The 24,055-nt window shown below is 72.6% G+C and carries 24 protein-coding genes; 9 read left to right on the top strand and 15 right to left on the bottom strand.

Annotated features, from left to right (window positions below):
• Nucleotides 1-110: 110 nt before the first annotated feature.
• Nucleotides 111-1,718 (top strand): protein kinase domain-containing protein, encoded by a 1,608-nt coding sequence (locus tag ACZ6B1_RS18615; protein ID WP_468779630.1) that lies wholly within the window; start codon nt 111-113, stop codon nt 1,716-1,718.
• A 95-nt stretch (nt 1,719-1,813) separates the two neighbouring features.
• On the opposite strand, the gene ACZ6B1_RS18610 is transcribed toward ACZ6B1_RS18615, so the two are convergent.
• The gene (locus tag ACZ6B1_RS18610) at nt 1,814-2,353 is read right to left on the bottom strand and encodes a bacterial proteasome activator family protein (RefSeq protein WP_199213592.1); all 540 of its coding nucleotides are present in this window, start codon (nt 2,351-2,353) and stop codon (nt 1,814-1,816) included.
• A gap of 164 nt (nt 2,354-2,517) precedes the next feature.
• Here ACZ6B1_RS18610 and ACZ6B1_RS18605 point away from each other — a divergent pair, with 164 nt between their 5' ends.
• Nucleotides 2,518-3,114 (top strand): hypothetical protein, encoded by a 597-nt coding sequence (locus tag ACZ6B1_RS18605; RefSeq protein ID WP_468779628.1) that lies wholly within the window; start codon nt 2,518-2,520, stop codon nt 3,112-3,114.
• 60 nt (nt 3,115-3,174) lie between these two features.
• On the opposite strand, the gene ACZ6B1_RS18600 is transcribed toward ACZ6B1_RS18605, so the two are convergent.
• Genes ACZ6B1_RS18600 through pdhA form a run of 7 tightly spaced genes read right to left on the bottom strand, consistent with a single transcriptional unit; the run spans nt 3,175 to nt 11,051 of the window.
• A complete protein-coding gene (locus ACZ6B1_RS18600) occupies nt 3,175-4,155 on the bottom strand; it encodes an NAD(P)H-quinone oxidoreductase (protein ID WP_468779625.1) in 981 nt (326 codons plus the stop codon).
• Between the two features lie 47 nt (nt 4,156-4,202).
• Nucleotides 4,203-5,309: a potassium channel family protein gene (locus ACZ6B1_RS18595; protein ID WP_468779623.1), complete on the bottom strand. Its 1,107-nt coding sequence runs from the start codon at nt 5,307-5,309 to the stop codon at nt 4,203-4,205.
• Nucleotides 5,297-6,646, bottom strand: coding sequence for a molybdopterin molybdotransferase MoeA (locus ACZ6B1_RS18590; protein WP_468779621.1), 1,350 nt, complete (start codon nt 6,644-6,646; stop codon nt 5,297-5,299). Before ACZ6B1_RS18590 ends, ACZ6B1_RS18595 begins: the two co-directional genes overlap by 13 nt.
• Complete coding sequence (locus ACZ6B1_RS18585; protein WP_468779619.1) at nt 6,643-7,554, bottom strand: NTP transferase domain-containing protein; 912 nt, start codon at nt 7,552-7,554, stop codon at nt 6,643-6,645. The genes ACZ6B1_RS18590 and ACZ6B1_RS18585 overlap by 4 nt, the downstream gene beginning before the upstream one ends.
• Before the next feature lie 46 nt (nt 7,555-7,600).
• A complete protein-coding gene (locus ACZ6B1_RS18580) occupies nt 7,601-8,905 on the bottom strand; it encodes a dihydrolipoamide acetyltransferase family protein (protein WP_468779617.1) in 1,305 nt (434 codons plus the stop codon).
• Nucleotides 8,905-9,909: an alpha-ketoacid dehydrogenase subunit beta gene (locus tag ACZ6B1_RS18575; protein WP_468779615.1), complete on the bottom strand. Its 1,005-nt coding sequence runs from the start codon at nt 9,907-9,909 to the stop codon at nt 8,905-8,907. The genes ACZ6B1_RS18580 and ACZ6B1_RS18575 overlap by 1 nt, the downstream gene beginning before the upstream one ends.
• The gene (pdhA, locus tag ACZ6B1_RS18570) at nt 9,906-11,051 is read right to left on the bottom strand and encodes a pyruvate dehydrogenase (acetyl-transferring) E1 component subunit alpha (protein ID WP_468779613.1); all 1,146 of its coding nucleotides are present in this window, start codon (nt 11,049-11,051) and stop codon (nt 9,906-9,908) included. The genes ACZ6B1_RS18575 and pdhA overlap by 4 nt, the downstream gene beginning before the upstream one ends.
• A 175-nt stretch (nt 11,052-11,226) precedes the next feature.
• On the opposite strand from pdhA, the gene ACZ6B1_RS18565 reads away from it, so the two are divergent.
• On the top strand, nt 11,227-11,724 hold the full coding sequence (locus ACZ6B1_RS18565) for an Lrp/AsnC family transcriptional regulator (RefSeq protein WP_468779611.1): 498 nt from the start codon (nt 11,227-11,229) through the stop codon (nt 11,722-11,724).
• A 47-nt stretch (nt 11,725-11,771) separates the two neighbouring features.
• Here the strand turns inward: ACZ6B1_RS18565 and ACZ6B1_RS18560 are convergent, their stop codons facing one another.
• Both ACZ6B1_RS18560 and ACZ6B1_RS18555 read right to left on the bottom strand, forming a co-directional pair.
• Nucleotides 11,772-12,359, bottom strand: a complete 588-nt coding sequence (locus ACZ6B1_RS18560; RefSeq protein WP_468779609.1) for a TetR/AcrR family transcriptional regulator — start codon at nt 12,357-12,359, stop codon at nt 11,772-11,774.
• Entirely contained in the window at nt 12,356-13,870 is a 1,515-nt protein-coding gene (locus ACZ6B1_RS18555; RefSeq protein WP_468779607.1) for a 3-hydroxyacyl-CoA dehydrogenase, read from the bottom strand. Before ACZ6B1_RS18555 ends, ACZ6B1_RS18560 begins: the two co-directional genes overlap by 4 nt.
• Nucleotides 13,871-14,030: 160 nt before the next feature.
• Between ACZ6B1_RS18555 and paaN the strand changes: the two genes are divergently transcribed.
• Entirely contained in the window at nt 14,031-15,722 is a 1,692-nt protein-coding gene (gene paaN / locus ACZ6B1_RS18550) for a phenylacetic acid degradation protein PaaN (RefSeq protein ID WP_468779605.1), read from the top strand.
• Here paaN and ACZ6B1_RS18545 read toward each other — a convergent pair.
• Genes ACZ6B1_RS18545 through ACZ6B1_RS18535 form a run of 3 tightly spaced genes read right to left on the bottom strand, consistent with a single transcriptional unit; the run spans nt 15,719 to nt 18,713 of the window.
• Nucleotides 15,719-16,492 carry a TrmH family RNA methyltransferase gene (locus ACZ6B1_RS18545; RefSeq protein ID WP_468779603.1) on the bottom strand — a complete coding sequence of 258 codons (774 nt, stop codon included), beginning with the start codon at nt 16,490-16,492 and terminating at the stop codon, nt 15,719-15,721. The genes paaN and ACZ6B1_RS18545 overlap by 4 nt on opposite strands.
• Entirely contained in the window at nt 16,489-17,736 is a 1,248-nt protein-coding gene (locus ACZ6B1_RS18540; protein ID WP_468779601.1) for an HTTM domain-containing protein, read from the bottom strand. Before ACZ6B1_RS18540 ends, ACZ6B1_RS18545 begins: the two co-directional genes overlap by 4 nt.
• Entirely contained in the window at nt 17,733-18,713 is a 981-nt protein-coding gene (locus ACZ6B1_RS18535; protein ID WP_468779599.1) for a DUF5819 family protein, read from the bottom strand. Before ACZ6B1_RS18535 ends, ACZ6B1_RS18540 begins: the two co-directional genes overlap by 4 nt.
• A 425-nt stretch (nt 18,714-19,138) precedes the next feature.
• Here ACZ6B1_RS18535 and paaA point away from each other — a divergent pair, with 425 nt between their 5' ends.
• The 5 genes from paaA to ACZ6B1_RS18510 are packed head-to-tail and all read left to right on the top strand — an operon-like array spanning nt 19,139 to nt 22,740.
• Nucleotides 19,139-20,158, top strand: coding sequence for a 1,2-phenylacetyl-CoA epoxidase subunit PaaA (paaA, locus tag ACZ6B1_RS18530; protein ID WP_468779597.1), 1,020 nt, complete (start codon nt 19,139-19,141; stop codon nt 20,156-20,158).
• Complete coding sequence (paaB, locus tag ACZ6B1_RS18525; RefSeq protein WP_094218582.1) at nt 20,155-20,442, top strand: 1,2-phenylacetyl-CoA epoxidase subunit PaaB; 288 nt, start codon at nt 20,155-20,157, stop codon at nt 20,440-20,442. Before paaA ends, paaB begins: the two co-directional genes overlap by 4 nt.
• Nucleotides 20,439-21,158, top strand: coding sequence for a 1,2-phenylacetyl-CoA epoxidase subunit PaaC (paaC, locus tag ACZ6B1_RS18520; RefSeq protein ID WP_468779595.1), 720 nt, complete (start codon nt 20,439-20,441; stop codon nt 21,156-21,158). The genes paaB and paaC overlap by 4 nt, the downstream gene beginning before the upstream one ends.
• Nucleotides 21,152-21,676, top strand: coding sequence for a 1,2-phenylacetyl-CoA epoxidase subunit PaaD (gene paaD / locus ACZ6B1_RS18515; protein WP_468779593.1), 525 nt, complete (start codon nt 21,152-21,154; stop codon nt 21,674-21,676). The genes paaC and paaD overlap by 7 nt, the downstream gene beginning before the upstream one ends.
• Nucleotides 21,676-22,740 (top strand): 2Fe-2S iron-sulfur cluster-binding protein, encoded by a 1,065-nt coding sequence (locus ACZ6B1_RS18510; protein WP_468779591.1) that lies wholly within the window; start codon nt 21,676-21,678, stop codon nt 22,738-22,740. The genes paaD and ACZ6B1_RS18510 overlap by 1 nt, the downstream gene beginning before the upstream one ends.
• Before the next feature lie 108 nt (nt 22,741-22,848).
• Here ACZ6B1_RS18510 and ACZ6B1_RS18505 read toward each other — a convergent pair whose 3' ends face one another.
• Together ACZ6B1_RS18505 and ACZ6B1_RS18500 are read right to left on the bottom strand one after the other, a co-directional pair.
• Nucleotides 22,849-23,178 carry a rhodanese-like domain-containing protein gene (locus tag ACZ6B1_RS18505; RefSeq protein WP_351662161.1) on the bottom strand — a complete coding sequence of 110 codons (330 nt, stop codon included), beginning with the start codon at nt 23,176-23,178 and terminating at the stop codon, nt 22,849-22,851.
• 48 nt (nt 23,179-23,226) lie between these two features.
• The gene (locus tag ACZ6B1_RS18500; RefSeq protein ID WP_468779589.1) at nt 23,227-24,039 is read right to left on the bottom strand and encodes a hypothetical protein; all 813 of its coding nucleotides are present in this window, start codon (nt 24,037-24,039) and stop codon (nt 23,227-23,229) included.
• Nucleotides 24,040-24,055: the final 16 nt, after the last annotated feature.

Here is a 24,055-nt window from a genome sequence, read left to right as displayed (position 1 = left end):
CGAGCTTGACGTGTCAGTGCCCTCGGGCAGACTTGGCCGGGAATGACACATTCGATCAAGGCATGTTCGCCCAGCGACGGCGCCGGACGGCCAGTGGGGGACGCGGAGAGATGAGCCAGGACGGCGCACAGGAGCGGTACGCGGGGCGGACGCTGGCCGGCGGTCGCTACCAGCTGCGCGACCTGCTCGGTCAGGGCGGCATGGCCTCGGTTCACCTGGCCTACGACACCGTGCTCGACCGCCAGGTGGCGATCAAGACCCTGCACTCCGAGCTGGGCCGGGAACAGGCCTTCCGTGAGCGGTTCCGGCGCGAGGCCCAGTCCGTGGCCAAGCTCACCCACACCAACATCGTCTCCGTCTTCGACACCGGCGAGGACGCGCTGGACGGCGCGACGATGCCGTACATCGTCATGGAGTACGTGGAGGGGCGCCCGCTCGGCTCGGTCCTCGACGAGGACGTCCGGCAGTCCGGCGCGATGCCCGCCGACAAGGCGCTGAAGATCACCGCGGACGTGCTGGCGGCGCTGGAGATCAGCCACGAGATGGGCCTGGTCCACCGCGACATCAAGCCGGGCAACGTGATGATGACCAAGCGCGGCGTGGTCAAGGTCATGGACTTCGGCATCGCCCGCGCCATGCAGTCCGGTGTCACCTCGATGACGCAGACCGGCATGGTCGTCGGCACCCCGCAGTACCTCTCGCCCGAGCAGGCCCTCGGCCGCGGTGTGGACGCCCGCTCCGACCTGTACTCGGTCGGCATCATGCTGTTCCAGCTCGTGACCGGGCGGCTGCCGTTCGACGCGGACTCCCCGCTGGCGATCGCCTACGCGCATGTGCAGGAGGTGCCGGTCGCGGCCTCCTCGATCAACCGCGCGCTGCCGCCCGCGGTGGACGCCCTGATCTCCCGCGCGCTGAAGAAGAACCCGAACGAGCGCTTCCCGACCGCCGAGTCCATGCGGGACGAGTGCCTTCGTGTCGCCGCCTCCCTGCAGGCGGCCCCGCCCAGCATCGTGCCGGGTGCCGGACCGACGCAGAGCGGCGCGGGCGTGGGCGCCACGGTGTTCCCGCCCATCGACCAGGCGGCCCCGGCTCCGACCGGCCCGGTGCAGACGCCGTACCAGCCGAACCCGTACGGCACCCCGGCACCCACCCCGGCGTACGGCTATCCCCAGCAGGGCGGCTACCAGACGCCCGCGGCGTACGGGCAGCAGTCGCCCTCGACCCCGCCGCCGTACAACATCACGCCCCAGACGGCCGTGCAGTCCTCGGGCGGGGGCGGCGGCAAGAGCAACAAGCCGGTGATCATCGGCTCGATCGTGGTGTCCCTCGTCGCGGTCGTCGGCCTGATCGTCGCGCTGACCCTGAACAGCGGAGGCACGGACGACCAGGGCGGCAACGACCCCAGCCCCTCGGCGTCGACCCACGCGGCGGGCTACCGGGGACCGGACACGTCGAAGACGGTCAAGGAGACCGACTGCACGGAGCCGGAGGAGTCGTACAACGACCCGAAGAAGATCGAGCTCCCGGACTTCCGGTTCAAGTACATCAAGTCCGTCAAGGAGTGTGCGGCGGCCGCGGGCTGGCGCGTCTCGACCAAGAACGTCGACGAGAACACCTTCGGCCAGGGCGCGATCATCGACCAGTTCCCGAAGGCCGGCACGGACGTCGACCCGAAGAACGTCGAGATCCAGCTCAACGTCTCGACGGGCAACCCCTGACAGCATCCGGCCGCTCGCGCGGCCACGTACGAAGGGCCCGGCGGAACACCGCCGGGCCCTCTGTCTTCCTGGGCGGCTCGGACCGCCCGGGCGGACTACAGGTACGGGCCGCCCGAACGGCCGCCCGCGCGCGGGTCGTCACCGCCCTCGTGGCCGCCCACACCCGGCGGCAGCGCCCGGCGCATCTGCTCCAGCTGGGCGCGCGCGGCCATCTGCTGGGCGAACAGCGTCGTCTGGATGCCGTGGAACAGGCCCTCCAGCCAGCCCACCAACTGGGCCTGCGCGATGCGCAGTTCCGCGTCGCTCGGGGTCGTGTCGTCGGTGAACGGCAGCGACAGCCGTTCCAGCTCCTCGACCAGCTCCGGCGCCAGACCGTCCTCCAGTTCCTTCACCGAGCTGCGGTGGATGTCCTTGAGCCGGGCCCGGCTGGCCTCGTCCAGGGGAGCGACCCGGACCTCCTCGAGCAGCTGCTTGATCATGCTGCCGATCCGCATCACCTTGGCCGGCTGTTCGACCTGGTCCGTCACCGGCGTCTCACGGGAGTCCTCGTCCCCGCCGCCGATCGCCATGCCGTCCTGGCCCACGACCAGGATCTGGGGATTCTCCGGCGACCGTTCGTTCCTCGGCATCTCCATGCCGCCATTGTCTCGCACGCCCTCACCTCATCACCGTGCTGCCCCCTCATGGGGCAGATCCACCCTTTAGCTCCGACGGCGCAATCCGGAATGCCCGTTCTGCACCACGATGTGAGGCTGGCTTGCGTCGATGTTCGACGAATGGGCTCCGGGAGGTCACCGCCGTGACTCCATGGCTGCGACTCACGCTCCGCCTCGTACCACTGCTGCTCGCCCTCGTGGCGGCGGTGCCGGTGTACGGCACCGCTCCCGCGTACGGCGCGCAGGCCGCGCCGCCGGACCCGCCCGCGGCCCGGCCCACCGTGCCGGCCACCCCGGCCGCTCTGGTCTCCGCCACCCCGGCCGCTTCGCACTCCGCGTCCCGCCCCCACGGCCACTCCGATCCGGCCGCCGAGCCGTCCCGGGCCGGGAGCAGGGCGGGTGAGGGCCGGATGCGCCCCGGCCGCCCGGACGGGCCGGCCGCAGAGGAGGAGGGCGACGACGGCTCCGGGACGGTGACCTGGGCTCCCGACCCCTTCGATCCGCAGGAGCCGGAGACCGCCGACATCCCTGCCGGGACCCCGACGGCGTCCGCGCCGCCCGAGGAGGCCGGACTGGATCCCGCCCGGCCCCCGCGGCAGACCGCGGCGCAGAACGACGTTCACCAGGACGCCGCCCCCGCCGAGCCGACGCTGGAGATCCTGCCGCTGGGGACCGGGCTGGTCCTCGTCGGTCTCGGACTGGGTTTGGCGTTCCTGGGCCTGCGGATCCGCCGTACCTGACCGGTCCGATCCGGTTCGGTCGTCGCGAGCCGGTGGCGGGAGTGGCCGAGGCCGTACGGGTTACGGCGCTACCAGCACCACCTTGCCGATGTGGCCACTCTCCTCCACCACCCGGTGCGCCTCTGCCGCCTCGGGCATCGGCAGCTCACGGTCGACGACCGGACGGACGTGCCCGTCGGCCAGCAACGGCCACACATGCTCGCGTACGGCGGCCACGATCGCGGCCTTCTCGCTCAGCGGACGGGCCCGCAGCGAGGTCGCGCTGATCGCGGCCCGCTTGCTCAGCAACGTGCCGATGTTCAGCTCGCCCTTGACCCCGCCCTGCATGCCGATGATCGCTAGCCGGCCGTTGACGGCGAGGGCCTGGACGTTGCGGTTCAGGTACTTGGCGCCCATGTTGTCGAGGATGACATCGGCGCCGGCGCCGTCCGTGGCCTGCTTGATCTCGGCGACGAAGTCCTGGTCGCGGTAGTTGATCAGGACGTCCGCGCCCAGCCGGGCGCAGTAGTCCAGCTTCTCCTTCGTCCCGGCGGTCACCGCGACCCTGGCTCCGAGTGCCTTGGCCAGCTGGACGGCCATGGTGCCGATACCGCTGGAACCGCCGTGCACCAGCAGGGTCTCGGCCGGACGCAGATGGGCGACCATGAAGACGTTGGACCAGACGGTGCAGACCACCTCGGGCAGCGCGGCCGCCTGCCTCAGTTCGACGCCCTCGGGCACGGGCAGCAACTGCCCGGCCGGCACAGCGACCTTCTGGGCGTAGCCGCCGCCCGCGAGCAGCGCGCAGACCTCGTCGCCCACGGCCCAGCCGGAGACCCCGGGGCCGAGCGCGGCGATCCTTCCGGAGCACTCCAGGCCGGGATAGGGGGACGCGCCCGGCGGCGGGTCGTAGAAGCCCTGCCGCTGCATGATGTCGGCACGGTTGACGGCGCTGGCCACCACCTCGACCAGAACTTCGCCCTCGCCGGGCAAGGGGTCGGGAACCTCGTCCCACACCAGCGCCTCGGGCCCACCAGGTTCGGGAATCGTGATCGCATGCATGCCCGTGACGCTACTCCTCGCCGGTGCCGTCCCCGGGGCAGGCCCGCTCAGTCGCTCGGCAGCGGACGGTGGTGCGGGGTGATCTGGGCGCCCGGGCTCGCGCGGACGATGGTGATCAGGCGGTCAGTGAGCTGCAGGGAGCCGATGGACGGATCGTCGTAGCCGAGGACCCGGTGCCCGCGTACCACGCTGACCACGAGGTCGTCCGTCTCGCGCGGGCCCTTGCCCACCTCGGCCCGCACCACGGGCCGTTCCATGATGTCGAGACCGCTGCCCTGCTGGATCAGGTCCTCCATCACCATGCCGGCGGCCGGGCTGAGCACGGAAAGGCCGAGCAGCCGGCCGGCCGCGCCGGAGCTGGTGATGACGGCGTCGGCACCGGACTGCTTGAGCAGCGGGACGTTCTCCTCCTCACGGACCGCGGCCACGATCTTGGCGCTCCGGTTGAGCTGCCGGGCGGTAAGCGTCACCAGCACGGCGGTGTCGTCGCGCTGCGGGGCGATGATGATCTGCCGCGCCTTGTGCACCTCGGCCCGCCTGAGCACATCGCTGCGGGTGGCGTCGCCTATGACGCCCGCGTAGCCCTCGGCCGTCGCGGCGTCGACCGCCTTGGAGCTGGGGTCGACCACGACCACCTGCTCTGCCTTCAGACCTGTGGCACAGACAGTCTGGATGGCCGACCGCCCCTTGGTGCCATAGCCGATGACGACGGTGTGGTCGCGCAAAGTGGACCTCCAGCGGTTCAGGCGCCATTCGTCCCGGGTGCGTTCGGTGAGGACCTCCAGCGTGGTGCCGACCAGGATGATCAGGAACAGCACCCGCAGGGGCGTGATGACGAAGATGTTGGTGAGCCGGGCGCCGTCGCTGACCGGGGTGATGTCGCCGTACCCGGTGGTCGAGAGAGTGACGGTCGCGTAGTAGAACGCGTCCAGCAGGTCCACGGAGCCGTCGGAGTTGTCGTGGTAGCCGTCATGATCGGCGTAGACGACGAACGCGGTGGCGACCAGCACCAGCAGGGCCATGAGCAGCCGTTTGAACACCTGGCGGATCGGGCGCTCCACCACCGTCCTCGGGAGCTGCACCCGGTGAGCCACCAGGTGCTCGTCCGCACGGCGGGCGATGGCGTCATGACCCGGAAGTTTCACGTGAAACACACCCCGATCCCGGCTGCCGCCCACGGCAGGTCCAGCAGCTCCGTCTCCTCCCCCTGCTGTGCCCCGCCCGGCGGCACGACCGCCATCGCGTCGGCGGCGGCGATCCCGCGCAGCATGGCCGGGCCGTTGTAGTGCAGGGGCACGGCACGGTCGCCGCGCAGCACCACGGGGACGAGCCGGGTGTCGTAAGGATGCCCGTGCACCGCCTCGCCGAGCGCCAGCGTGTACGGCTCCGGGGCCGGACGGGCGGCGAGGGTGCGCAGCAGCGGCTCGGCGAGCGTGAGCAGGCCGGAGACGGCCGCGAGGGGGTTGCCGGGCAGGCCGACGAGGTGCTGGTTCTCCGTGGTGCGGGCCAGCAGCATGGGGTGGCCTGGGCGCACCTTGACTCCGGCGACGAGGAGTTCGGCGCCCATGCGCTCCAGGGTGGGGTGGACGTGGTCGACGGGACCCGCGGCGGTACCGCCGGTGGTGACGACGAGATCGGCCCGGGAACCGGTGAGCGCCTTGTGCAGGGCCTTGGCGTCGTCCCCCAGCCGGCGCACGCCGATGACATCGGCGCCCATCGCACGCAGCCAGGGCGGCAGCATGGGGCCGAGCGCGTCCCGGATCAGTCCGTCGTGCGGGCGCCCTTCGGTGAGCAACTCGTCGCCCAGGACCAGCACTTCGACGCGGGGCCGGGCGACGGCGGTGACGGTGTCGTATCCGGCGGCCGCCGCGAGGCCCAGCACGGCGGGGGTGACGAGGGTGCCGACCGGGAGCAGCTGGTCACCGCTGCGGCACTCCTGGCCGCGCGGCCGGATGTCCTGCCCGTGGTTCATCTCGCGGGTGGCGTGCAGCCGCCCCTGGGCGTCCGTGCGGCCGTGTTCGGTGCGCAGCACGGCGGTGGTGTCGGTCGGGATGCGGGCGCCGGTTGCGATGCGGACCGCCTCACCGTCGGTGAGCGGCTCGGGCAGCGCGTGGCCGGCCAGCGCGCCCTGTTCTCGCACCGCCCAGGGACCGGGTCCGGCGACCGCCCAGCCGTCCATCGCGGAGGTGTCGAAGGAGGGCAGGTCGGTGAGCGCGTCGAGAGGGGCGGCGAGGACCAGGCCGAGGGCCTCGGCGAGGGGGACGGAGACGGGGGTGCGGCGGCTGCCCGAGCGGGCGGCGCGGGCGGCGATCTCCCGGGCCCGGGGCCATGGGGTGGCCCGGTGCCGCTCGTGGCGCCGCTCGTCGGGGGTGGCGGCGGGCGCGGCGGGGGCGGCGTAGTCCTTGGGTTCCCTCACGAGGGCCAGGGCCTCCTCGACGTCGAGGTCGTCGCTGTCCTCGGCGGGCGCTCCGGCCCGGGTGCCGGGGGTCATCGCGGGTCCGGGGCGGGCGCGCCCCCGGCGCCGTCCTGATCGCCCCCGCTGTTCCCTTCCTCCCAGCGCAGCGCCAGCGCGGCGGCCTTGCGGGCGGCCTCGGCGACGGCTTCGGGGCCGCCCTCGGCCCGGGCGGCGGCGTAGCCGACGAGGAACGTGGTCAGCGGCGCGGCCGGCCGGGCCACGCCGTGTGCGGCGTCGCGGGCCAGGTCGAGCAGGAGACCGGTGTCGACGTCCAGGTCGATGCCCAGCTCGTCCTTGACTGCGGAGATCCATTCATCCAACACGTGCCCATGCTCCCTGATGCGTGCCCTGGCGTCGGCGATGTCGTCCCAGGTGTCGCAGTCGAAGGACGCGAGCGGGTCCGGGACGCGGGTGAGCTCGAGGGCGCCGGTCAGCCGGCGCAGGGGCAGCCCGGTGAGGCCGCCTTGCCCGGCGGCGAGGGCGGCCAGTTCACGGCGCAGCGCGGCGGTGCGGTAGGCGGCCACGAGTGGCTGGTCCCGGCCCTCGGCGTCGGTGAGCAGCGCACCGTCGGAGCCGGAGTCCCGCAGGGCCGCCAACAGCCGCTCCAGCGTGGCTGATTCGAGGAACGGCAGGTCGGCGGAGAGGACCGCGGTGTATTCGGCGGTGATCAGCCGCAGCCCGGCCTCCAGCGCGGCTACGGGGCCGCCGCCGGACGGTTCCTCGCGCGCCCAGCGCACCGGGCGGGCGGTGGGGCGGGCGCCGGCGACGACGACGGTCGTGGCCGCGCCGGCGCAGGCCGTGAGCACCCGGTCGAGCAGCGCCCGGCCGCCGACCCGCACCGCGGGCTTGTCGGCACCGCCGAGCCGCCGGGCGGCACCGCCGGCCAGCACGACGGCGTCGTACGGCGCGGCGGTCCCGGGTGCGGCGGGGGCGTTCTCGGTCACCCCCCGAGTATGTCCTCTCGGGTCCTCCTTATGGACCCGGCGTAGGTCACAGGGCGCGCAGCAGCACCGCCGGCTGTTCCACGCAGTCCGCCACGTACCGCAGGAAGCCACCCGCCGTGCCGCCGTCGCACACCCGGTGGTCGAAGGTGAGGGAGAGCTGCACGACCTGGCGCACCGCCAGTTCGCCCTCGTGCACCCACGGCTTGGGGACGATCCGCCCCACGCCGAGCATGGCCGCCTCGGGGTGGTTGATGATCGGCGTGGAGCCGTCGACGCCGAAGACGCCGTAGTTGTTCAGCGTGAAGGTGCCGCCGGTGAGTTCCCCGGGAGTGAGCGTTCCGGTCCGGGCCGCCTCGGTGAGCCGGGCGAACTCCGCGGTCAGCGACTCGGCGTCGCGGGTGTGGGCGTCCCGTACGACCGGGACGACCAGTCCGCGTTCGGTCTGCGCGGCGAACCCGATGTGCACTTGCTCGAGCTGGACGACCTCGCGGGCCTCGGTGTCGACGTAGGAGTTCAGCTCGGGGTGACGGGCGAGGGCGGCGGTGCAGATGCGGGCGAGGAGCGCCAGGAGGGAGATCTTCGGTCCTCCGGCAGCGTTCATCGCGGCGCGTGCGCGCATCAGTTCCGTCGCGTCGGCGTCGACCCAGCAGGTGGCGTCCGGGATCTCCCGGCAGCTGCGGGAGAGCTTGTCGGCGACAGCACCGCGGACGCCCTTGAGGGGGATGCGGAGTCCGTCGCGGGCCGCCGGGGAGACCCGGGCGGCGGGCTGCGGCGTCACGGGAGCGGGAGCGGCCTTGGCGCGCAGGGCGTTCTCGACGTCGGCGCGCAGGATCAGCCCTTCGGGCCCCGAACCGGAGAGCTCCCGCAGGTCGAGGCCGCCGTCCCGGGCGAGCCGCCGCACCAACGGGGAGATCACGGGAACCGGGCCCTCGACGGGAGCGGGGGCGGGGGCATGGGCGGGCGCGGGCGTGGGCGGTGCCTGTACGGCCTGCTTCACGTGCCCGTTCGCGCCGGTCGCGCGCACCCTGCGTCGCCGAGCCGGGGCCTCGGAGGTGCCGTAGCCGACCAGGACGTTGCCCGAGCCGGCGTCCTCGCCGGCCGTCGCGGGACCCACGGCGACCGTCAGCAGCGGTGCGCCGACGGGCAGTTCGGTCCCCTCCTCGCCGAAGCGGGCGGTGACCACACCGCCGTAGGGACAGGGGACCTCGACCATCGCCTTGGCCGTCTCGACCTCCACGACCGGCTGGTCGATGGCGACGACGTCGCCGACCCGCACCAGCCAGCGGACGATCTCCGCCTCGGTCAGGCCCTCGCCGAGGTCGGGCAGCTTGAACTCCAGCACCTGTGCCATCAGCCTTCGGCCTCCCACTGCAGGCGGGCCACGGCGTCCAGGATGCGGTCGACGCCGGGCAGGTGGTGCCGCTCCAGCATGGGCGGCGGATAGGGGAGGTCGAAGCCGGCCACCCGCAGCACCGGGGCCTCCAGGTGGTGGAAGCAGCGCTCGGTGATCCGGGCCGCGATCTCACCGCCCGGACCGCCGAACCCGGTCGACTCGTGCACGACGACGGCACGTCCGGTGCGGCGCACGGCGGCGCAGACCGTCTCGTCGTCGAACGGCACCAGGGAGCGCAGGTCGAGGACCTCGAGGTCCCAGCCCTCCGCCCGGGCGGCCTCGGCGGCCTCAAGGCAGACCGGCACGGACGGACCGTAGGTGATGAGCGTCGCGCTGGTACCGGGCCGCCGGACCACCGCGCGCCCGATGGGCTCCACGTCCGTGGGCTGCTCGGGGTTCCAGGTGTCCTTCGACCAGTACAGCCGCTTGGGCTCCAGGAACACGACCGGGTCGTCGGAGGCGATGGCCTGGCGCAGCAGCCCGTAGGCGTCGGCGACCGTCGCCGGGGCGACGACGTGCAGGCCCGGGGTGGCCATGTAGTAGGCCTCGGAGGAGTCGCTGTGGTGCTCGACGCCGCCGATGCCGCCGCCGTAGGGCACGCGAACGGTGATCGGCAGGGGCATCCTGCCGCGCGTGCGGTTGCGCATCCGGGAGACATGGCTGATGAGCTGCTCGAACGCCGGATAGGCGAAGGCGTCGAACTGCATCTCCACCACCGGGCGCAGGCCGTACATGGCCATGCCGACGGCGGTGCCGAGGATGCCCGCCTCGGCGAGCGGGGTGTCGGTGCAGCGGTCCTCGCCGAACTCCTTGGCGAGCCCGTCGGTGACCCGGAAGACCCCGCCGAGGGTGCCGACGTCCTCGCCCAGGACGTGCACGCTGGAGTCGGCGGCCATCGCGTCGCGCATCGCGCGTGTGAGGGCCTGCGCCATGGTGGCGGGCTTGACGGCGACGGTGGTCATCGAAGGTCGCCTTCCTGGTCGTCCTGCTCGGCCTCGAGCTCGGCGCGCAGTTGGGCGCGCTGTTCGCGCAGCTGCGCGGTGGTCTCGGCGTAGACGTGGTCGAAGAGGTCCATGGGGTTGAGCTCGGGGTCCTGGTTCATGCGTTCCCGCAGATCGGCGGCCATCTCCTCGGCGTCCTGCCGGGCGGCTTCGAGGCCGGCGTCGTCGAGCAGGCCGCGCGCGGTGAGTTCTCGCTCCAGCAGCTGGACCGGGTCGTGTGCCCGCCAGGCCTCGACCTCGGAGTCGCCGCGGTACCGGGTGGCGTCGTCGGCGTTGGTGTGCGCGTCGATGCGGTACGTCACCGCCTCCACCAGGGTCGGTCCGCCGCCCGCCCGCGCCTGCCGTACGGCGTCGCTGAGGACCTCGTGCACGGCGGCCGCGTCGTTGCCGTCGACCAGCCTGCCCGGCATGCCGTAGCCGACGGCCTTGTGGGCCAGCGAGGGCGCCGCGGTCTGCTTGGCGAGCGGGACGGAGATGGCGAAGCCGTTGTTCTGCACCAGGAAGACCACCGGCGCCTGCCAGACGGCGGCGAAGTTCAGGGCCTCGTGGAAGTCGCCCTCGCTGGTGCCGCCGTCACCGACCATGGCCAGCGCGACCACGTCGTCGCCCTTGAGGCGGGCGGCGTGCGCGAGACCGACGGCGTGCGGGAGCTGGGTGGCCAGCGGGGTGCTGAGCGGGGCCACGCGGTGGGCCTGGGGGTCGTAGCCGTTGTGCCAGTCGCCGCGCAGCAGCGTGAGCACCTCGACCGGGTCCACGCCCCGGGCGACGACGGCGAGGGTGTCGCGGTAACTGGGGAAGAGCCAGTCGCGCTCCTCCAGGGCCAGCGCGGCGGCGACCTCGCAGGCCTCCTGACCGGTGCTGGAGGGGTAGACGGCGAGGCGGCCCTGCTTGGTCAGCGCGGTGGCCTGGGTGTTGTAGCGGCGGCCGCGCACCAGCTGTGCGTACAGCCGGCGCAGCAGGTCCGGATCGGCCTTCGCGGCCGCCTCGGTGCCGAGGACGCGATACGGCTCGGCGTCGGGCAGCAGCGGCGCGGGGTCCATACGGGGCTGCCAGGCGGGCGGCGGCGATGGCCGGTACGCGCCCCGCTGCTCCATGACCGTCATGACGGCACCTCCTCGTGGGAGTGGCTACGGGAGGCGCGTCGGCTGTGACTCGCCTCACCTACCGATTGTTCGGTCGTCGGCACATTTTGGCTACAGGCCCCGGGAGGCTGTGGACAAACGGTTCTCCACAACCTGCAATGAATGCAGGACGTCCACGACGGTGAAGCGGGGGGACATGACAGCTGAACAAATGGCCGACGGGCCGCAGGACGGCGCCGCCCCGCCGGCCCGCCCACTGGACGCGATCGACCAGGACATCCTGAAAATCCTGCAGGCGGACGGCCGCGCCTCCATACGCTCCGTCGCCGAACGCGTCCATGTCTCCCGCGCCAATGCCTACGCGCGCATCAACCGGCTGATCGACGACGGCGTGATCAGGGGGTTCAGCGCCCGCGTGGACCACGAGCGGGCGGGACACGGCACCTCGGCGTACATCACGCTGAAGATCGTCCAGAACACCTGGCGCACGGTCCGCGAGCAGCTCAGGCAGCTGCCAGGCGCCTCCCACATCGCCCTGGTGGGCGGCGACTTCGATGTCCTGCTCCTGGTGCACACCCCCGACAACAGGGCGCTGCGCGAGCTGGTGCTCACCCGGCTCCAGGCGATCCCCGAGGTGCTCAGCACCCGCACACTGCTGGTGTTCGAGGAGGAGGACACCGAGCCGGAAGCCTGATTCCCGGGTGCGCCGGTGGCCGGAGTCCGGAGCGGACCGGCGCGGCCTCAGTCCCGCCGCAGGCCCGAGAAGGCGAGCCGGACCACCGCGTCGGCCACCTCGCGGCCGCTGACGCCCCGGCTGTCGGGCCGGTACCATTCCACGACGGAGTTGATCATCCCGAAGACCAGCCGGGTGGCCAGGCGCACCTCCACGTCGCCGCGTACGTCCCCGTCGGCGGCCGCGGCCTTCAGCAGGGCGGCGACCCGGTGGTCGAAGTCGCGGCGCCGCTCCAGCGCCCAGCGCTCGGTCTCGGTGTTGCCGCGCACCCGCAGCAGCAGCGTCACGTACGGCAGCTCGGATATGAGCACCTCGACCGTGCGCCGTACGACGTGCTCGAGCCGGTCGGCGGACCGCCCCACGCGCGCGGGCTCCTCCTCGAGGATCCCGAACAGCCCGTCCAGCGCCCGGCTGACGGCCCGCCGCAGCAGCTCCTCCTTGCCACTGACGTGGTGGTAGATCGAGGACTTGGAGATACCGGCGGCCCTGGACAGGTGCTCCATGGAGGTGCCGTCGTAACCGCGCTCGTTGAAGACCTGCACGGCGACCGAGAGCAGCGTCTCGGGGGTGTACGTGTCGCGCTTGGCGGTGGTCATGGGGTGCCCTCCCGCTTGTCGGTGGCGTACGCGTGACGGTAGAGGGCGAGGGACGGCGCGTAACGGCCGGAGGGGTCGCGCAGGTGCAGGTCGTCCAGGAGGTCGTACGCCCAGCCGTGGCCGAGCCTGCGGCTCCACTCGAAGGGCCCCAGCGGGTAGTTGACGCCCAGGCGCATCGCGGTGTCGATGTCCTCCTCGGTGGCCACGCCCTTGGCGACGGCGTCGTGGGCGAGGTCCACGATCCGGGCGACGGTACGGGCGACGATCATGCCGGGGACGTCGCCGATGACGCTGACGTCCTTGCCGAGCGCCTGGAAGAGGCCGATGGCCTCGGCGAGGGTCGCCGGCGAGGTGTCCTGGGAGGCGGACAGGGCGATGCGGGTGGCCCGGCGGTAGTCGAGGGCGAGGTCGAAGTAGACGACGTCGCGGAACTCCACGGACGTCTGGCCGTCGGCGAGCACCAACTGGCCGCCGCTCGGCAGCACCAGGCGGGTGCCGTGGTCCTCGTCCTCCTCGCGGACCGGGATGCCCGCCTCGCGGATCAGGGTGAGCAGTTCGGCGGCGGGGCCGAGTCCGCCCTCGGCGGTGACGTGGGCGGGCGGCTGCCGCTTCTCGGCGGTGTGCGGCTCGGGGCGCTCGGCGCCCTCGGAGTGGTCGTACCAGCCGTGCCCCGCCTTGCGGCCGAGGCGGCCGGACTCCACGAGGCGGCGCTGGGCGAGGGAGGGCGTGAAGCGGACGTCCTCGAAGAAGGACCGCCACACCGAGTGGGTGACGGACTCGTTGACGTCCTGCCCGATCAGGTCGGTCAGCTCGAAGGCGCCCATCCGGAAGCCGCCGCACTCGCGCAGGACGGCGTCGATGGTGGCGGGGTCGGCGGCCTGGGCCTCGTACACCGCGAAAGCCTCGGCGTAGAACGGCCGGGCGATGCGGTTGACGATGAAGCCGGGGGTGTCCGCGCAGGCCACCGGGGTCTTCCCCCAGGCACGCGCGGTCTCGTACGCGCGCGTGGCCGACGTGACGTCGGTGGCGAACCCGGAGACGACCTCGACCAGCGGCAGCAGCGGCGCCGGGTTGAAGAAGTGCAGGCCCACGAAGCGGCCGGGGCCGCGCAGGGCACCGGCGATGGCCGTCACCGACAGGGAGGAGGTGTTGGTGGCGAGCAGGCAGTCCTCGGAGACGACGTCCTCCAGCTCGCTGAAGAGCCGCTGCTTGACCTCCAGCCGCTCCAGGACGGCCTCCACGACCAGGGAGCAGTCGGCCAGCTCGGCCAGGCTCTCCGCAGGGGTGAGCCGGGATCGGGCCGCGTCCCGCTCGGCGGCGCTGAGCCGGTCCTTCTCCACGAGCCTGTCGAGGCGGGCGCCGATCGCGTCGGCCGCCTCCCGGGCCCGCCCGGGCAGGGCGTCGTAGAGCCGCACGGGGTGGCCGGCCACCAGCGCGACCTGGGCGATGCCCTGGCCCATGGTGCCGGTGCCGACGACGGCCACGGGGCTGCTGAGGTCGAGTGCTGTCATGTGCGCGATCCTCCCGCACGGGGTTGTCCACAGATGCGGCAGGCCCCCTTGTCCCGACCGATCGTTCGGTTACTCTAGCCCTGTCCGCCCGTTCCTGCCTCTGTTTCCGCCCAGGTCATGAACTCGAGGAAGAGTTCCTGAGACGAGGAGTTGGTCCCGCATGGCCGCCGAACTGACCGCGCACGACCTGATCGCCAGGCACCGGCCCACGCTCGACCAGGCCCTGGAAGCGATCCGCACGCGCGCGTACTGGTCACCGCACCCCGAGCACCCCAAGGCGTACGGGGAACAGGGCAGCCTGGACGCCGCTGCCGGCAAGGCCGCCTTCGACGCCGTCCTCGGCACCCGCCTCGACCTCGGCCAGCCCGGCACCGACGACTGGGTGGGCGGCGAGGTCTCCCCCTACGGCATCGAGCTCGGCGTGACCTACCCGCACGCGGACCTCGACGTGCTGCTGCCCGCGATGAAGGCCGGACAGCGCGCCTGGCGGGATGCGGGCGCGGAGACGCGCGCGATGGTCTGCCTGGAGATCCTCAAGCGGATCAGCGACCGGACGCACGAGTTCGCGCACGCGGTCATGCACACCAGTGGTCAGGCCTTCATGATGGCGCTCCAGGCGGGCGGCCCGCACGCCCAGGACCGCGGCCTGGAAGCCGTGGCGTACGCGTACGTGGAGCAGGTCCGCACACCAGACAGCGCCGAGTGGACCAAGCCGCAGGGCAAGCGCGACCCGCTGGCGCTGAACAAGCGGTTCACGCCGGTCCCGCGCGGCATCGGCCTGGTCATCGGCTGCAACACGTTCCCCACCTGGAACGGCTACCCGGGCCTGTTCGCCTCGCTGGCGACCGGCAACGCGGTCCTGGTCAAGCCCCACCCGCACGCGGTACTGCCGCTCGCGCTGACCGTGCACGTCGCGCGGGAGGTGCTCACCGAGGCCGGTTTCGACCCGAACCTCGTGGCACTGGCCGCCGAGCGCCCCGGCGAGGGCATCGCCAAGACCCTCGCCACCCGCCCCGAGATCCGCATCATCGACTACACCGGGTCGACGTCCTTCGGCGACTGGCTGGAGGCCAACGCCCGCCAGGCGCAGGTCTACACGGAGAAGGCCGGCGTCAACACGGTCATCGTGGAGTCGACCGACGACTACAAGGGGATGCTGTCCAACCTGGCCTTCTCGCTGTCCCTGTACAGCGGCCAGATGTGCACGACCCCGCAGAACCTGCTGATCCCGCGCGACGGCATCAGCACCGACGAGGGCCACCGGACCTTCGACGAGGTGACCGCCGACCTCGCTCGCGCCGTCGACGGCCTGCTCGGCGACGACGCCCGCGCGAACGCCCTGCTGGGCGCGATCGTCAACCCGGACGTCAAGGCCCGCCTGGAGGCGGCCTCCGGTCTCGGTGAGGTCGCCCTGGCCTCCCGGCAGATCACCAACCCGGACTTCCCGGGCGCGGTGGTCCGCACGCCGGTGATCGTCAAGCTGGACGGCGCCAAGCCGGACGCCGAGGCCGCCTACATGAGCGAGTGCTTCGGCCCCGTCTCCTTCGCCGTCGCGGTCGACTCGGTGGCCGACGCGGTGGAGCTGCTGCGCCGCACGGTCCGCGAGAAGGGCGCGATGACGGTCGGCGCGTACACCACCGACCCGGAGGCCGAGCGGGCCGTCGAGGAGGTCTGCCTGGAGGAGGCCGCCCAGCTGTCGCTCAACCTGACCGGCGGGGTGTACGTGAACCAGACGGCCGCCTTCTCCGACTTCCACGGCTCGGGCGGCAACCCGGCGGCGAACGCTGCCCTCACCGACGGCGCGTTCGTGGCCAACCGCTTCCGGGTGGTGGAGGTCCGCCGCCAGGCCTAGAAGTCCGTGACCGCCGGGGGCGCCGTCGCCGCGCCCCCGGTGGCACTCCAGTGGTACAGCGTCATGGCCACACTGGTGGCCAGGTTGTAGCTGGAGACCTGGGGGCGCATCGGCAGCGCCAGCAGATGGTCGGCCCGCCCGCGCACCTCGGGCGACAGGCCGCTGCGCTCCGAGCCGAAGGCCAGCACGGCGTCGTCGGGCAGCGTGACACCCCGGATGTCCTCACCCTCCGGGTCGAGGGCGAACAGCGGTCCGGCGGGCAGCTCGTCGACGCCGAGCCGCTCCACGGCCGTCGCGAAGTGCAGTCCCGCACCGCCGCGCACCACGGTGGGGTGCCAGGGGTCGAGAGTGCCCGTGGTGACCACACCGGTCGCCCCGAAACCGGCGGCCAGCCTGATCACGGCGCCCGCGTTGCCCAGGTTGCGCGGGCTGTCGAGGACCACGACGGGCGCCGGGCGGGGCGTGCGGGCGAGTGCGCGCAGGTTGGCCTCCCGGGGCGGCCGCACGGCCAGCGCCGCCACCCCGGTCGGATGGGGCCGCGGCACGAGCGAGGCGTACGTCGCCGCGGGAACCTCGGTCAGCAACTCGTCCAGGGTGTCCCTGACGTCCCCGGCCAGCTCCTCGGCGAGGGCGAGCGCCGCCTTGCGGTCGGTGGTGACCGCCACCGGGACCTGAGCGCCGAAGCGCAGCGCGTGCTTGAGGGCGTGGAAGCCGTCCAGCAGCACGGCGGTACCGGCGCTCGCACGCCAGCGGGCCAGGGGATCGGTCATGCGCTGAACCCTACGTGGCCCGGCGCAGGCTTCTCGGCCGAGCCCGGGGCGGTCTCCCCGGAGGCGCGCGGCGCCGGCAGCACGGGGTCACGGTCCGGGCCGCGCCGCACCAGCCGCTCACGCGCGCGTGCCGCCCAGCCGCCGAGCAGCAGCAGGACGGACGTCGGCAGGAAGACGGCGTCCGCCGTGATCATGGCCAGCGAGAAGAACGGCAGCCCGAGGACGACCGCGATGACCGCGTGCTCGAGCATCATCAGCACCAGCAGAACGTTCTTCACCCGCCGGTTGAACAGCGTGAACGGGAAGGCGACCTGCACCATCACCGTGCCGTAGGTGACGACCATCATGATCGTGCCGCTGGAGGACATCAGGTCGGCGAGGGCCGGCCAGGGCGAGAAGTAGTCCAGATGGAGCGGGTAGTAGACGGCGGTGCCGTCCTGCCAGCGCGAGCCCTGGATCTTGTACCAGCCGGCCGTCGCGTAGATCAGGCAGGCCTCCGCCATGATCACGAACAGGGCGCCGTTGTGCAGGACGTTGGCGATCACGTCCAGCAGGATCCGCGGCTCCTCGGACCTCGCCCGGCGCCGTACCACCGCCCACAGGCCGAGGACGGCCCAGACCGTCCACAGCAGCGAGGGCACCAGCCAGCCGTTGTCGAACAGCCGGCCCGTCAGCGTCACCCCGGCGAGCACCAGGCCCAGCACCGCCCACAGCAGCGGCCCCAGCCGGTCGGGGCGGACCCGCTCCCCGCGCGCGCGTGCCGCGGCCTCGCGGTCCGCCCGGCGGGCGTCGAGCGACCACACCTGGCCGCAGCGGGTGAACACCAGATAAAAGGCCATCAGATGCAGGACGTTGTCGCCGCCGTCGCCCATGAAGACGCTGCGGTTCTGCAGCGACAGCACACCCACCATGAACAGCACGGAGGCCGTCCGGGTGCGCCAGCCCAGCAGCAGCGCCGCCGTGGCGAGGATCGCCAGCACATAGAAGATCTCGAACCAGGCACCCGCGCCGGACCACATCAGGGCCGTGAAGGCGTGGTTCTCGTCGGTGAGCTGCCGGCCGAGGTCCCAGCCCCAGGGGCCGTCCGGACCGTACATCTCCCGGCGGTGGGGAAACTCGCGCAGCAGGAACAGCAGCCAGGTGCCGGAGAAGCCGATGCGGATCACGGCGCTCTGGTACCGGCCGAGCGCCGACTCGGTGACGCGGGCTATGCCCCGCGAGAGTGTCAGGGACAGACCGTTCACGCCACACCTCCGGCGGCCTCGTCGGCGCTCACCGTCCACCACGGCAGTACACGGTAGACGGGCTTGCTCGAGAAGCGTTCACGGCTCCACACGGGCGGCTGCACGTTGGTGGTGCGGGAGCGGACCTGCACGCGCTGGACGACTCCCTGCCGGCCGATCGCGTCCTCCCGGTACAGGCGCATCGTCACGATCCGGCGCATGTAGGTCTCGGACAGGGCGCCACGCAGGCCCACCGGCCGGTTGTCGGTGCCGTGCGTGGCGACGAGGAAGTCCCAGGCCCGGCGCAGCTCGTTCTGCTGGGTGTGGCTCGGCAGCAGGTTGCCGTCGATGGCGGCACCGTCGCGGGCGGAGAGGTCCCTCCAGCCGGTGGTGCGCAGATCACCGTCCTTCGTCCGCACCTCGGCGCGGACCTGCACGGCTATGTTCTGCTGCAGCGGGTTCGGTGCGAACAGCTTCCAGTTCTGCTCGAACTCCGGGTACACCCACTCCTCGATCGCCTTGCCGTGCTGCTTGGTCACCGTATTCGCGGGCGCGAGGCTCAGGAACACCATCCCCAGGTGCACGCAGGCGGCGACGGCGACGGCCGCGAGCGCCACCGCCGCGCCGGCCTGGTAGCGGGGGGAGAGGGCGGCGACGCCGCTGCGGAGCGGGGCGGGCGGGGCCACCGCCGGCTCGGCGCCGCCGTCGGCGGGGTCCGTGTCCACGGGCGGCTGCCCGTCAGCGTGCGCGCCCACGGCCGGGGACTCGTTCGCGTCCGTGCCCACGCCCGACGCCTCATTCCCCTCCGCGCCGCCGGTCGGCTTCCCCTCCGCCTCGTCGGTCACCGACTCGTCCGCGGCCGCACCCGTGACGGACGGGCCGCCCTCCCCACGGGCGCCCGGCGGCTCGTGCCCGTCCGTGCCGCTCTCCGGGAGACGCGCCCCCGTCGACCCGTCCGGCCCCCGCCGGTTGTGCGAGTCCTCGTCGTACGCGTCCATTCCGCCCCGATCCCCGATTTCCGCCGACGTCGTACGGCCGCCCGCCACAGGCGCCGCATGGTTCACGGGCGCCACGGCTCGGCGCCCGCACGGAACGGTACTCAGCCGCGCCCACCGGGCGCAGCCCCGGGGAACCACCGGAGACCGTGGCCATCACCACGTCGTCCACCCGGGCGGACGTCCGTCACGTCGGTACGACCAGCCGATCGCCACCGCAAAGACCGCGCGAGGTCCGGCCCGAACCGTTCGCGGCGACCTCGCCCGGAAGGGCCGTCAGGCACCGCCCGGCGCGTTGTCCACAGGACGTTCGCGGGGTTTTCCACAGCGGTTGACAGCGGCACCGGCCCGGCACACCATTAATGCGCACGGACCGAACGATCGGTCGGGACAGTGTTCGCAGCAGAGCCCTAGGTCAGGGGGACCGCATGGCCACAGCAGCCGCGCACCGCACGGCACGCACAGACGCCGACGGCACACCGGACACCGCCGGAGCGCCGGCGGAGTACCAGCACGCCTTCGACGCGGCCGTGGCCGCCGACGAACGCATCGAACCCCGCGACTGGATGCCCGACGCCTACCGCGCGACGCTCGTCCGGCAGATCGCCCAGCACGCGCACTCCGAGATCATCGGCATGCAGCCGGAGGCCAACTGGATCACGCGCGCGCCCTCGCTGCGCCGCAAGGCGATCCTCATGGCCAAGGTCCAGGACGAGGCTGGCCACGGCCTGTACCTCTACAGCGCGGCCGAGACCCTCGGCACCAGCCGCGACGAACTGCTCGACAAGCTGCACAGCGGCCGCCAGAAGTACTCCTCGATCTTCAACTACCCCACCCTGACGTGGGCCGACGTCGGCGCCATCGGCTGGCTGGTGGACGGCGCCGCCATCACCAACCAGGTCCCCCTGTGCCGCTGCTCCTACGGGCCCTACGCCCGCGCGATGGTGCGCGTCTGCAAGGAGGAGTCCTTCCACCAGCGGCAGGGCTACGAACTGCTGCTGGCCCTCAGCAACGGCACCCCCGAGCAGCACGCCATGGCGCAGGACGCGGTGGACCGCTGGTGGTGGCCCTCCCTGATGATGTTCGGCCCGCCCGACGACGCCTCCCAGCACTCGGCCCAGTCCATGGAGTGGAAGATCAAGCGCCACTCCAACGACGAACTGCGCCAGCGCTTCGTCGACATCTGCGTACCCCAGGCCGAATCCCTCGGCCTCACCCTCCCCGACCCGGACCTGCGCTGGAACGAGGAGCGGGGACACCACGACTTCGGCGCCATCGACTGGACCGAGTTCTGGGACGTCCTCAAGGGCAACGGCCCCTGCAACGAACAGCGCATCACCCAGCGCAGGCGCGCACACGAAGAGGGCGCCTGGGTGCGCGAGGCGGCCGCGGCGTACGCGGCCAAGCACACCGGCAGCACCGGCGGAACGGGAGAGACACGAGGATGACCAACACCGACTGGCCCTTGTGGGAGGTCTTCGTACGCTCCCGCCGCGGCCTCTCCCACACCCACGCCGGCAGCCTGCACGCGCCCGACGCCGAGCTGGCCCTGCGCAACGCCCGCGACCTGTACACCCGGCGCGGCGAAGGCGTCTCGATCTGGGTCGTGCCCGCCGCCGCGATCACCGCGTCCTCACCCGACGAGAAGGACCCGTTCTTCGAGCCGGCCGCCGACAAGCCCTACCGGCACCCGACCTTCTACGAGATCCCGGAAGGGGTGAAGCACCTGTGACCGCCACCGTCCCCGCGACCGCCGCGCTCGCCCTCGGCGACGACGCCCTGGTGCTCTCCCACCGCCTGGGGGAGTGGGCCGGGCACGCCCCCGTCCTGGAGGAGGAGGTCGCCCTCGCCAACATCGCCCTCGACCTGCTCGGCCAGGCCCGCGTACTGCTGTCGATGGCCGGCGACGAGGACGAACTCGCCTATCTGCGCGAGGAGCGGGCGTTCAGCAACCTCCAGCTCGTCGAGCAGCCGAACGGCGACTTCGCCCACACCATCGCCCGCCAGCTGTACTTCTCCACCTACCAGCAGCTTCTCTACAGCGAACTGGCCGCCTCCGAAGGCCCGTTCGCACCGCTGGCCGCGAAGGCCGTCAAGGAGGTCGCCTACCACCGCGACCACGCCGAGCAGTGGACCCTGCGGCTCGGCGACGGCACCGACGACAGCCACGAACGGATGCGGCGCGCGTGCGACGCGTTGTGGCGGTTCACCGGTGAGATGTTCCAGCCCGTCGAAGGCCTGGACGCCGACTGGGCGGCCCTGGAGGCGAACTGGCTCCGTTCCGTCACGGACGTACTGGGCCGCGCCACCCTGACCGTGCCCGAGGGACCCCGCACCGGCGCCTGGTCGGCGGGCGCCGGCCGGCAGGGCCTGCACACCGAGCAGTTCGGACGGATGCTCGCCGAGATGCAGCACCTGCACCGCAGCCACCCGGGGGCCTCATGGTGACGGCCACCGCGCTGGAGGCGGAACTGCTGGAGCTGGCAGGTTCGGTACCCGACCCCGAGCTGCCCGTGCTCACCCTCCAGGACCTGGGCGTCGTACGCGCGGTGCACATCCACGGCACCGACACGGTCGAGGTCGACCTCACCCCGACCTACACCGGCTGCCCCGCCATCGAGGCGATGAGCCTGGACATCGAGCGGGTACTGCGCGCCCACGGCATGCGTGAGGTCTCCGTCCGCACCGTGCTCAGCCCCGCCTGGACGACCGACGACATCACCGCCGAAGGCCGTCGCAAGCTCCAGGAGTTCGGCATCGCTCCCCCACGCGCGCGCCGCGACCCCGGCCCGGTGACCCTGACCCTCGGCCCGACGAGGACGGACGAGGACAGCGAACCCGTCCGCTGCCCGCATTGCGGGGCGGCCGACACCGAACTGCTGAGCCGGTTCTCCTCCACCGCGTGCAAGGCGCTGCGCCGCTGCCTGTCCTGCCGCGAACCGTTCGACCACTTCAAGGAGTTGTGATGGCGCGCTTCCACCCACTCCCGGTGGCCGCGGTCGACCGGCTCACCGACGACTCCGTGGCGCTCACTCTCACCGTCCCGCCGGAGCTGCGCGAGGAGTACCGGCACGCGCCCGGCCAGCACCTCGCCCTGCGGCGGCGCACGGACGGCACCGAGATCCGGCGGACGTACTCGATCTGCTCCGCGGCCCCCGACCCGGCCGGCGAGGGCCCGAGCACACTGCGGGTGGGGGTACGCCTCGTCGACGGCGGCGCCTTCTCCACGTACGCGCTGAAGGAGATCAACGTCGGCGACGAGCTGGAGGTGATGACCCCCGCCGGGCGCTTCACGCTGGAACCCGCGCCGGGCCTGTACGCGGCGGTCGTCGGCGGCAGCGGCATCACCCCCGTGCTGTCGATCGTCTCCACGCTGCTGGCGCGTGAACCGCAGGCCCGCTTCTGCCTGATACGCGGGGACCGCACGGCCGCCTCGACGATGTTCCTCGAAGAGGTCGCAGATCTGAAGGACCGCTACCCGCAGCGGCTGCAGCTGGTGACCGCGCTCTCCCGGGAGGAGCAGCAGGCCGGTCTGCCGACCGGCCGGCTCGACCGGGAACGGCTGGCGGGACTGCTGCCCGCGCTGCTGCCGGTGGAGCAGGTGGCGGGCTGGTTCCTGTGCGGGCCCTACGGACTGGTCGACGGCGCGGAGCGAGCGCTGCGCGAGCTGGGCGTGGACCGGGCCCGGATCCACCAGGAGATCTTCCACGTGGACGCCGGATCGGCCCCGTCGGCCGGCATCCCGGCGCCCGCGCACAGCACCGTCACCGCCCGGCTCGACGGGCGCGGCGGCACCTGGCCGGTGCAGGACGGCGAGTCACTGCTGGACACGGTGCTGCGCAACCGGCCCGACGCGCCCTACGCCTGCAAGGGCGGAGTGTGCGGAACCTGCCGCGCCTTCCTGGTCGCGGGCGAGGTGCGCATGGACCGCAACTTCGCCCTGGAGGCGGAGGAGACCGAAGCCGGCTATGTACTGGCCTGCCAGTCGCATCCGGTGACGGAGAAGGTGGAGCTGGACTTCGACCGCTGAGTTCCCGCCCGGCGCACGGAGATAAGGCCCGGTCACCGGCGGCCCGGGGCCGAGCCACCAGGATCCGGCCGACCCGGGGCCGGGCCGACGCGGATCGGACGACGCGGATCAGACGACGGCGCCAGGCGCCCCGGCGTCGGTGACGACGGGACGGCCCGCGGCCTGCCAGACCTGCATGCCGCCGTCGACGTTCACCGCGTCGACGCCCTGCTGGATCAGATACATCGTGACCTGCGCCGAACGGCCTCCGGACCTGCAGATCACATGCACCCGGCCGTCCTGCGGGGCGGCCTCGGTCAGCTCGCCGTACCGGGCAACGAACTCGCTCATGGGGATGTGCAGCGCGCCATCGGCGTGACCGGCCTGCCACTCCTCGTCCTCGCGGACGTCCAGCAGGAAGTCGTCGTCCTTGAGGTCCGTGACCCCGACGGTGGGCACCCCAGCTCCAAAACTCATGCCTCCGACGCTACCGGAAGGACGGCTGGATCAGTCCTGGGCCAGCAGGGCCGCCAGCTCCTTCTCCCGCTGCTCGATGTCCGCGCGCAGCCGGCCGGCGATCTCGTCGAGCAGGCCGTCGGGGTCGTCCGGGGCCAGCCGCAGCATGCCGGCGATGGCACCCTCCTCGAGCTCGCGGGCGACCAGCGTGAGCAGCTCCTTGCGCTGGGAGAGCCACTCCAGGCGGGCGTACAGCTCGTCGGCGGGGCTCGGCCGGCGCTCGGGCGGCACCGGGCCCGCCGCCCACTCCTCGGCCAGCTCCCTGAGCAGCGCCTCGTCACCGCGGGCGTAGGCGGCGTTGACGCGGCTGATGAACTCCTCGCGCCGCTGCTGCTCCTCTTCCTCCTGGGCGAGGTCGGGGTGGGCCTTGCGAGCCAGCTCGCGGTAGAGCTTGCGGGCCTCCTCGCTGGGCCGCACCCGCTCCGGAGGGCGTACCGCCTGGTCGGTGAGCATGGCGGTGGCCTCCGGGAACAGGCCGTGGCCGTCCATCCAGCCGTGCAGCAGCTCCTCGACGCCGGGGATCGGCAGCACATGCGCCCAGGCCTCCTCGGCCCTGCGGATGTCCTCCGGGTCCCCGGTGCGAGCCGCCTTCGCCTCGGCGATCTCCGCGTCCAGGTGCTCGATGCGCAGATAGAGCGGGCCGAGCTTCTGCTCGTGCAGCCGGGAGAAGTTCTCGACCTCGACGCGGAACGTCTCCACGGCGATCTCGTACTCGATCAACGCCTGCTCGGCTGCCCGTACGGCCTGTTCCAGCCGTTCCTCGGGCCGCGGTGCCTGGGACTGCTCAGCTTCCGGGGTCGTCACCCGACCAGCGTAGGCC

The organism is Streptomyces sp. NPDC041129 (assembly GCF_055592265.1).
This window is presented reverse-complemented; position numbering and strand designations above follow the sequence as displayed.

Bases quoted from the DNA above. Each gene is read 5' to 3' on its own strand.
- ACZ6B1_RS18615 (WP_468779630.1), top strand. From the start codon at position 111: ATGAGCCAGGACGGCGCACAGGAGCGGTACGCGGGGCGGACGCTGGCC.
- ACZ6B1_RS18610 (WP_199213592.1), bottom strand. From the start codon at position 2,353: ATGGAGATGCCGAGGAACGAACGGTCGCCGGAGAATCCCCAGATCCTG.
- ACZ6B1_RS18600 (WP_468779625.1), bottom strand. From the start codon at position 4,155: ATGCATGCGATCACGATTCCCGAACCTGGTGGGCCCGAGGCGCTGGTG.
- ACZ6B1_RS18590 (WP_468779621.1), bottom strand. From the start codon at position 6,646: ATGACCCCCGGCACCCGGGCCGGAGCGCCCGCCGAGGACAGCGACGAC.
- ACZ6B1_RS18580 (WP_468779617.1), bottom strand. From the start codon at position 8,905: ATGGCACAGGTGCTGGAGTTCAAGCTGCCCGACCTCGGCGAGGGCCTG.
- ACZ6B1_RS18575 (WP_468779615.1), bottom strand. From the start codon at position 9,909: ATGACCACCGTCGCCGTCAAGCCCGCCACCATGGCGCAGGCCCTCACA.
- pdhA (WP_468779613.1), bottom strand. From the start codon at position 11,051: ATGACGGTCATGGAGCAGCGGGGCGCGTACCGGCCATCGCCGCCGCCC.
- ACZ6B1_RS18565 (WP_468779611.1), top strand. From the start codon at position 11,227: ATGACAGCTGAACAAATGGCCGACGGGCCGCAGGACGGCGCCGCCCCG.
- ACZ6B1_RS18560 (WP_468779609.1), bottom strand. From the start codon at position 12,359: ATGACCACCGCCAAGCGCGACACGTACACCCCCGAGACGCTGCTCTCG.
- ACZ6B1_RS18555 (WP_468779607.1), bottom strand. From the start codon at position 13,870: ATGACAGCACTCGACCTCAGCAGCCCCGTGGCCGTCGTCGGCACCGGC.
- paaN (WP_468779605.1), top strand. From the start codon at position 14,031: ATGGCCGCCGAACTGACCGCGCACGACCTGATCGCCAGGCACCGGCCC.
- ACZ6B1_RS18545 (WP_468779603.1), bottom strand. From the start codon at position 16,492: ATGACCGATCCCCTGGCCCGCTGGCGTGCGAGCGCCGGTACCGCCGTG.
- ACZ6B1_RS18535 (WP_468779599.1), bottom strand. From the start codon at position 18,713: ATGGACGCGTACGACGAGGACTCGCACAACCGGCGGGGGCCGGACGGG.
- paaA (WP_468779597.1), top strand. From the start codon at position 19,139: ATGGCCACAGCAGCCGCGCACCGCACGGCACGCACAGACGCCGACGGC.
- paaB (WP_094218582.1), top strand. From the start codon at position 20,155: ATGACCAACACCGACTGGCCCTTGTGGGAGGTCTTCGTACGCTCCCGC.
- paaD (WP_468779593.1), top strand. From the start codon at position 21,152: ATGGTGACGGCCACCGCGCTGGAGGCGGAACTGCTGGAGCTGGCAGGT.
- ACZ6B1_RS18510 (WP_468779591.1), top strand. From the start codon at position 21,676: ATGGCGCGCTTCCACCCACTCCCGGTGGCCGCGGTCGACCGGCTCACC.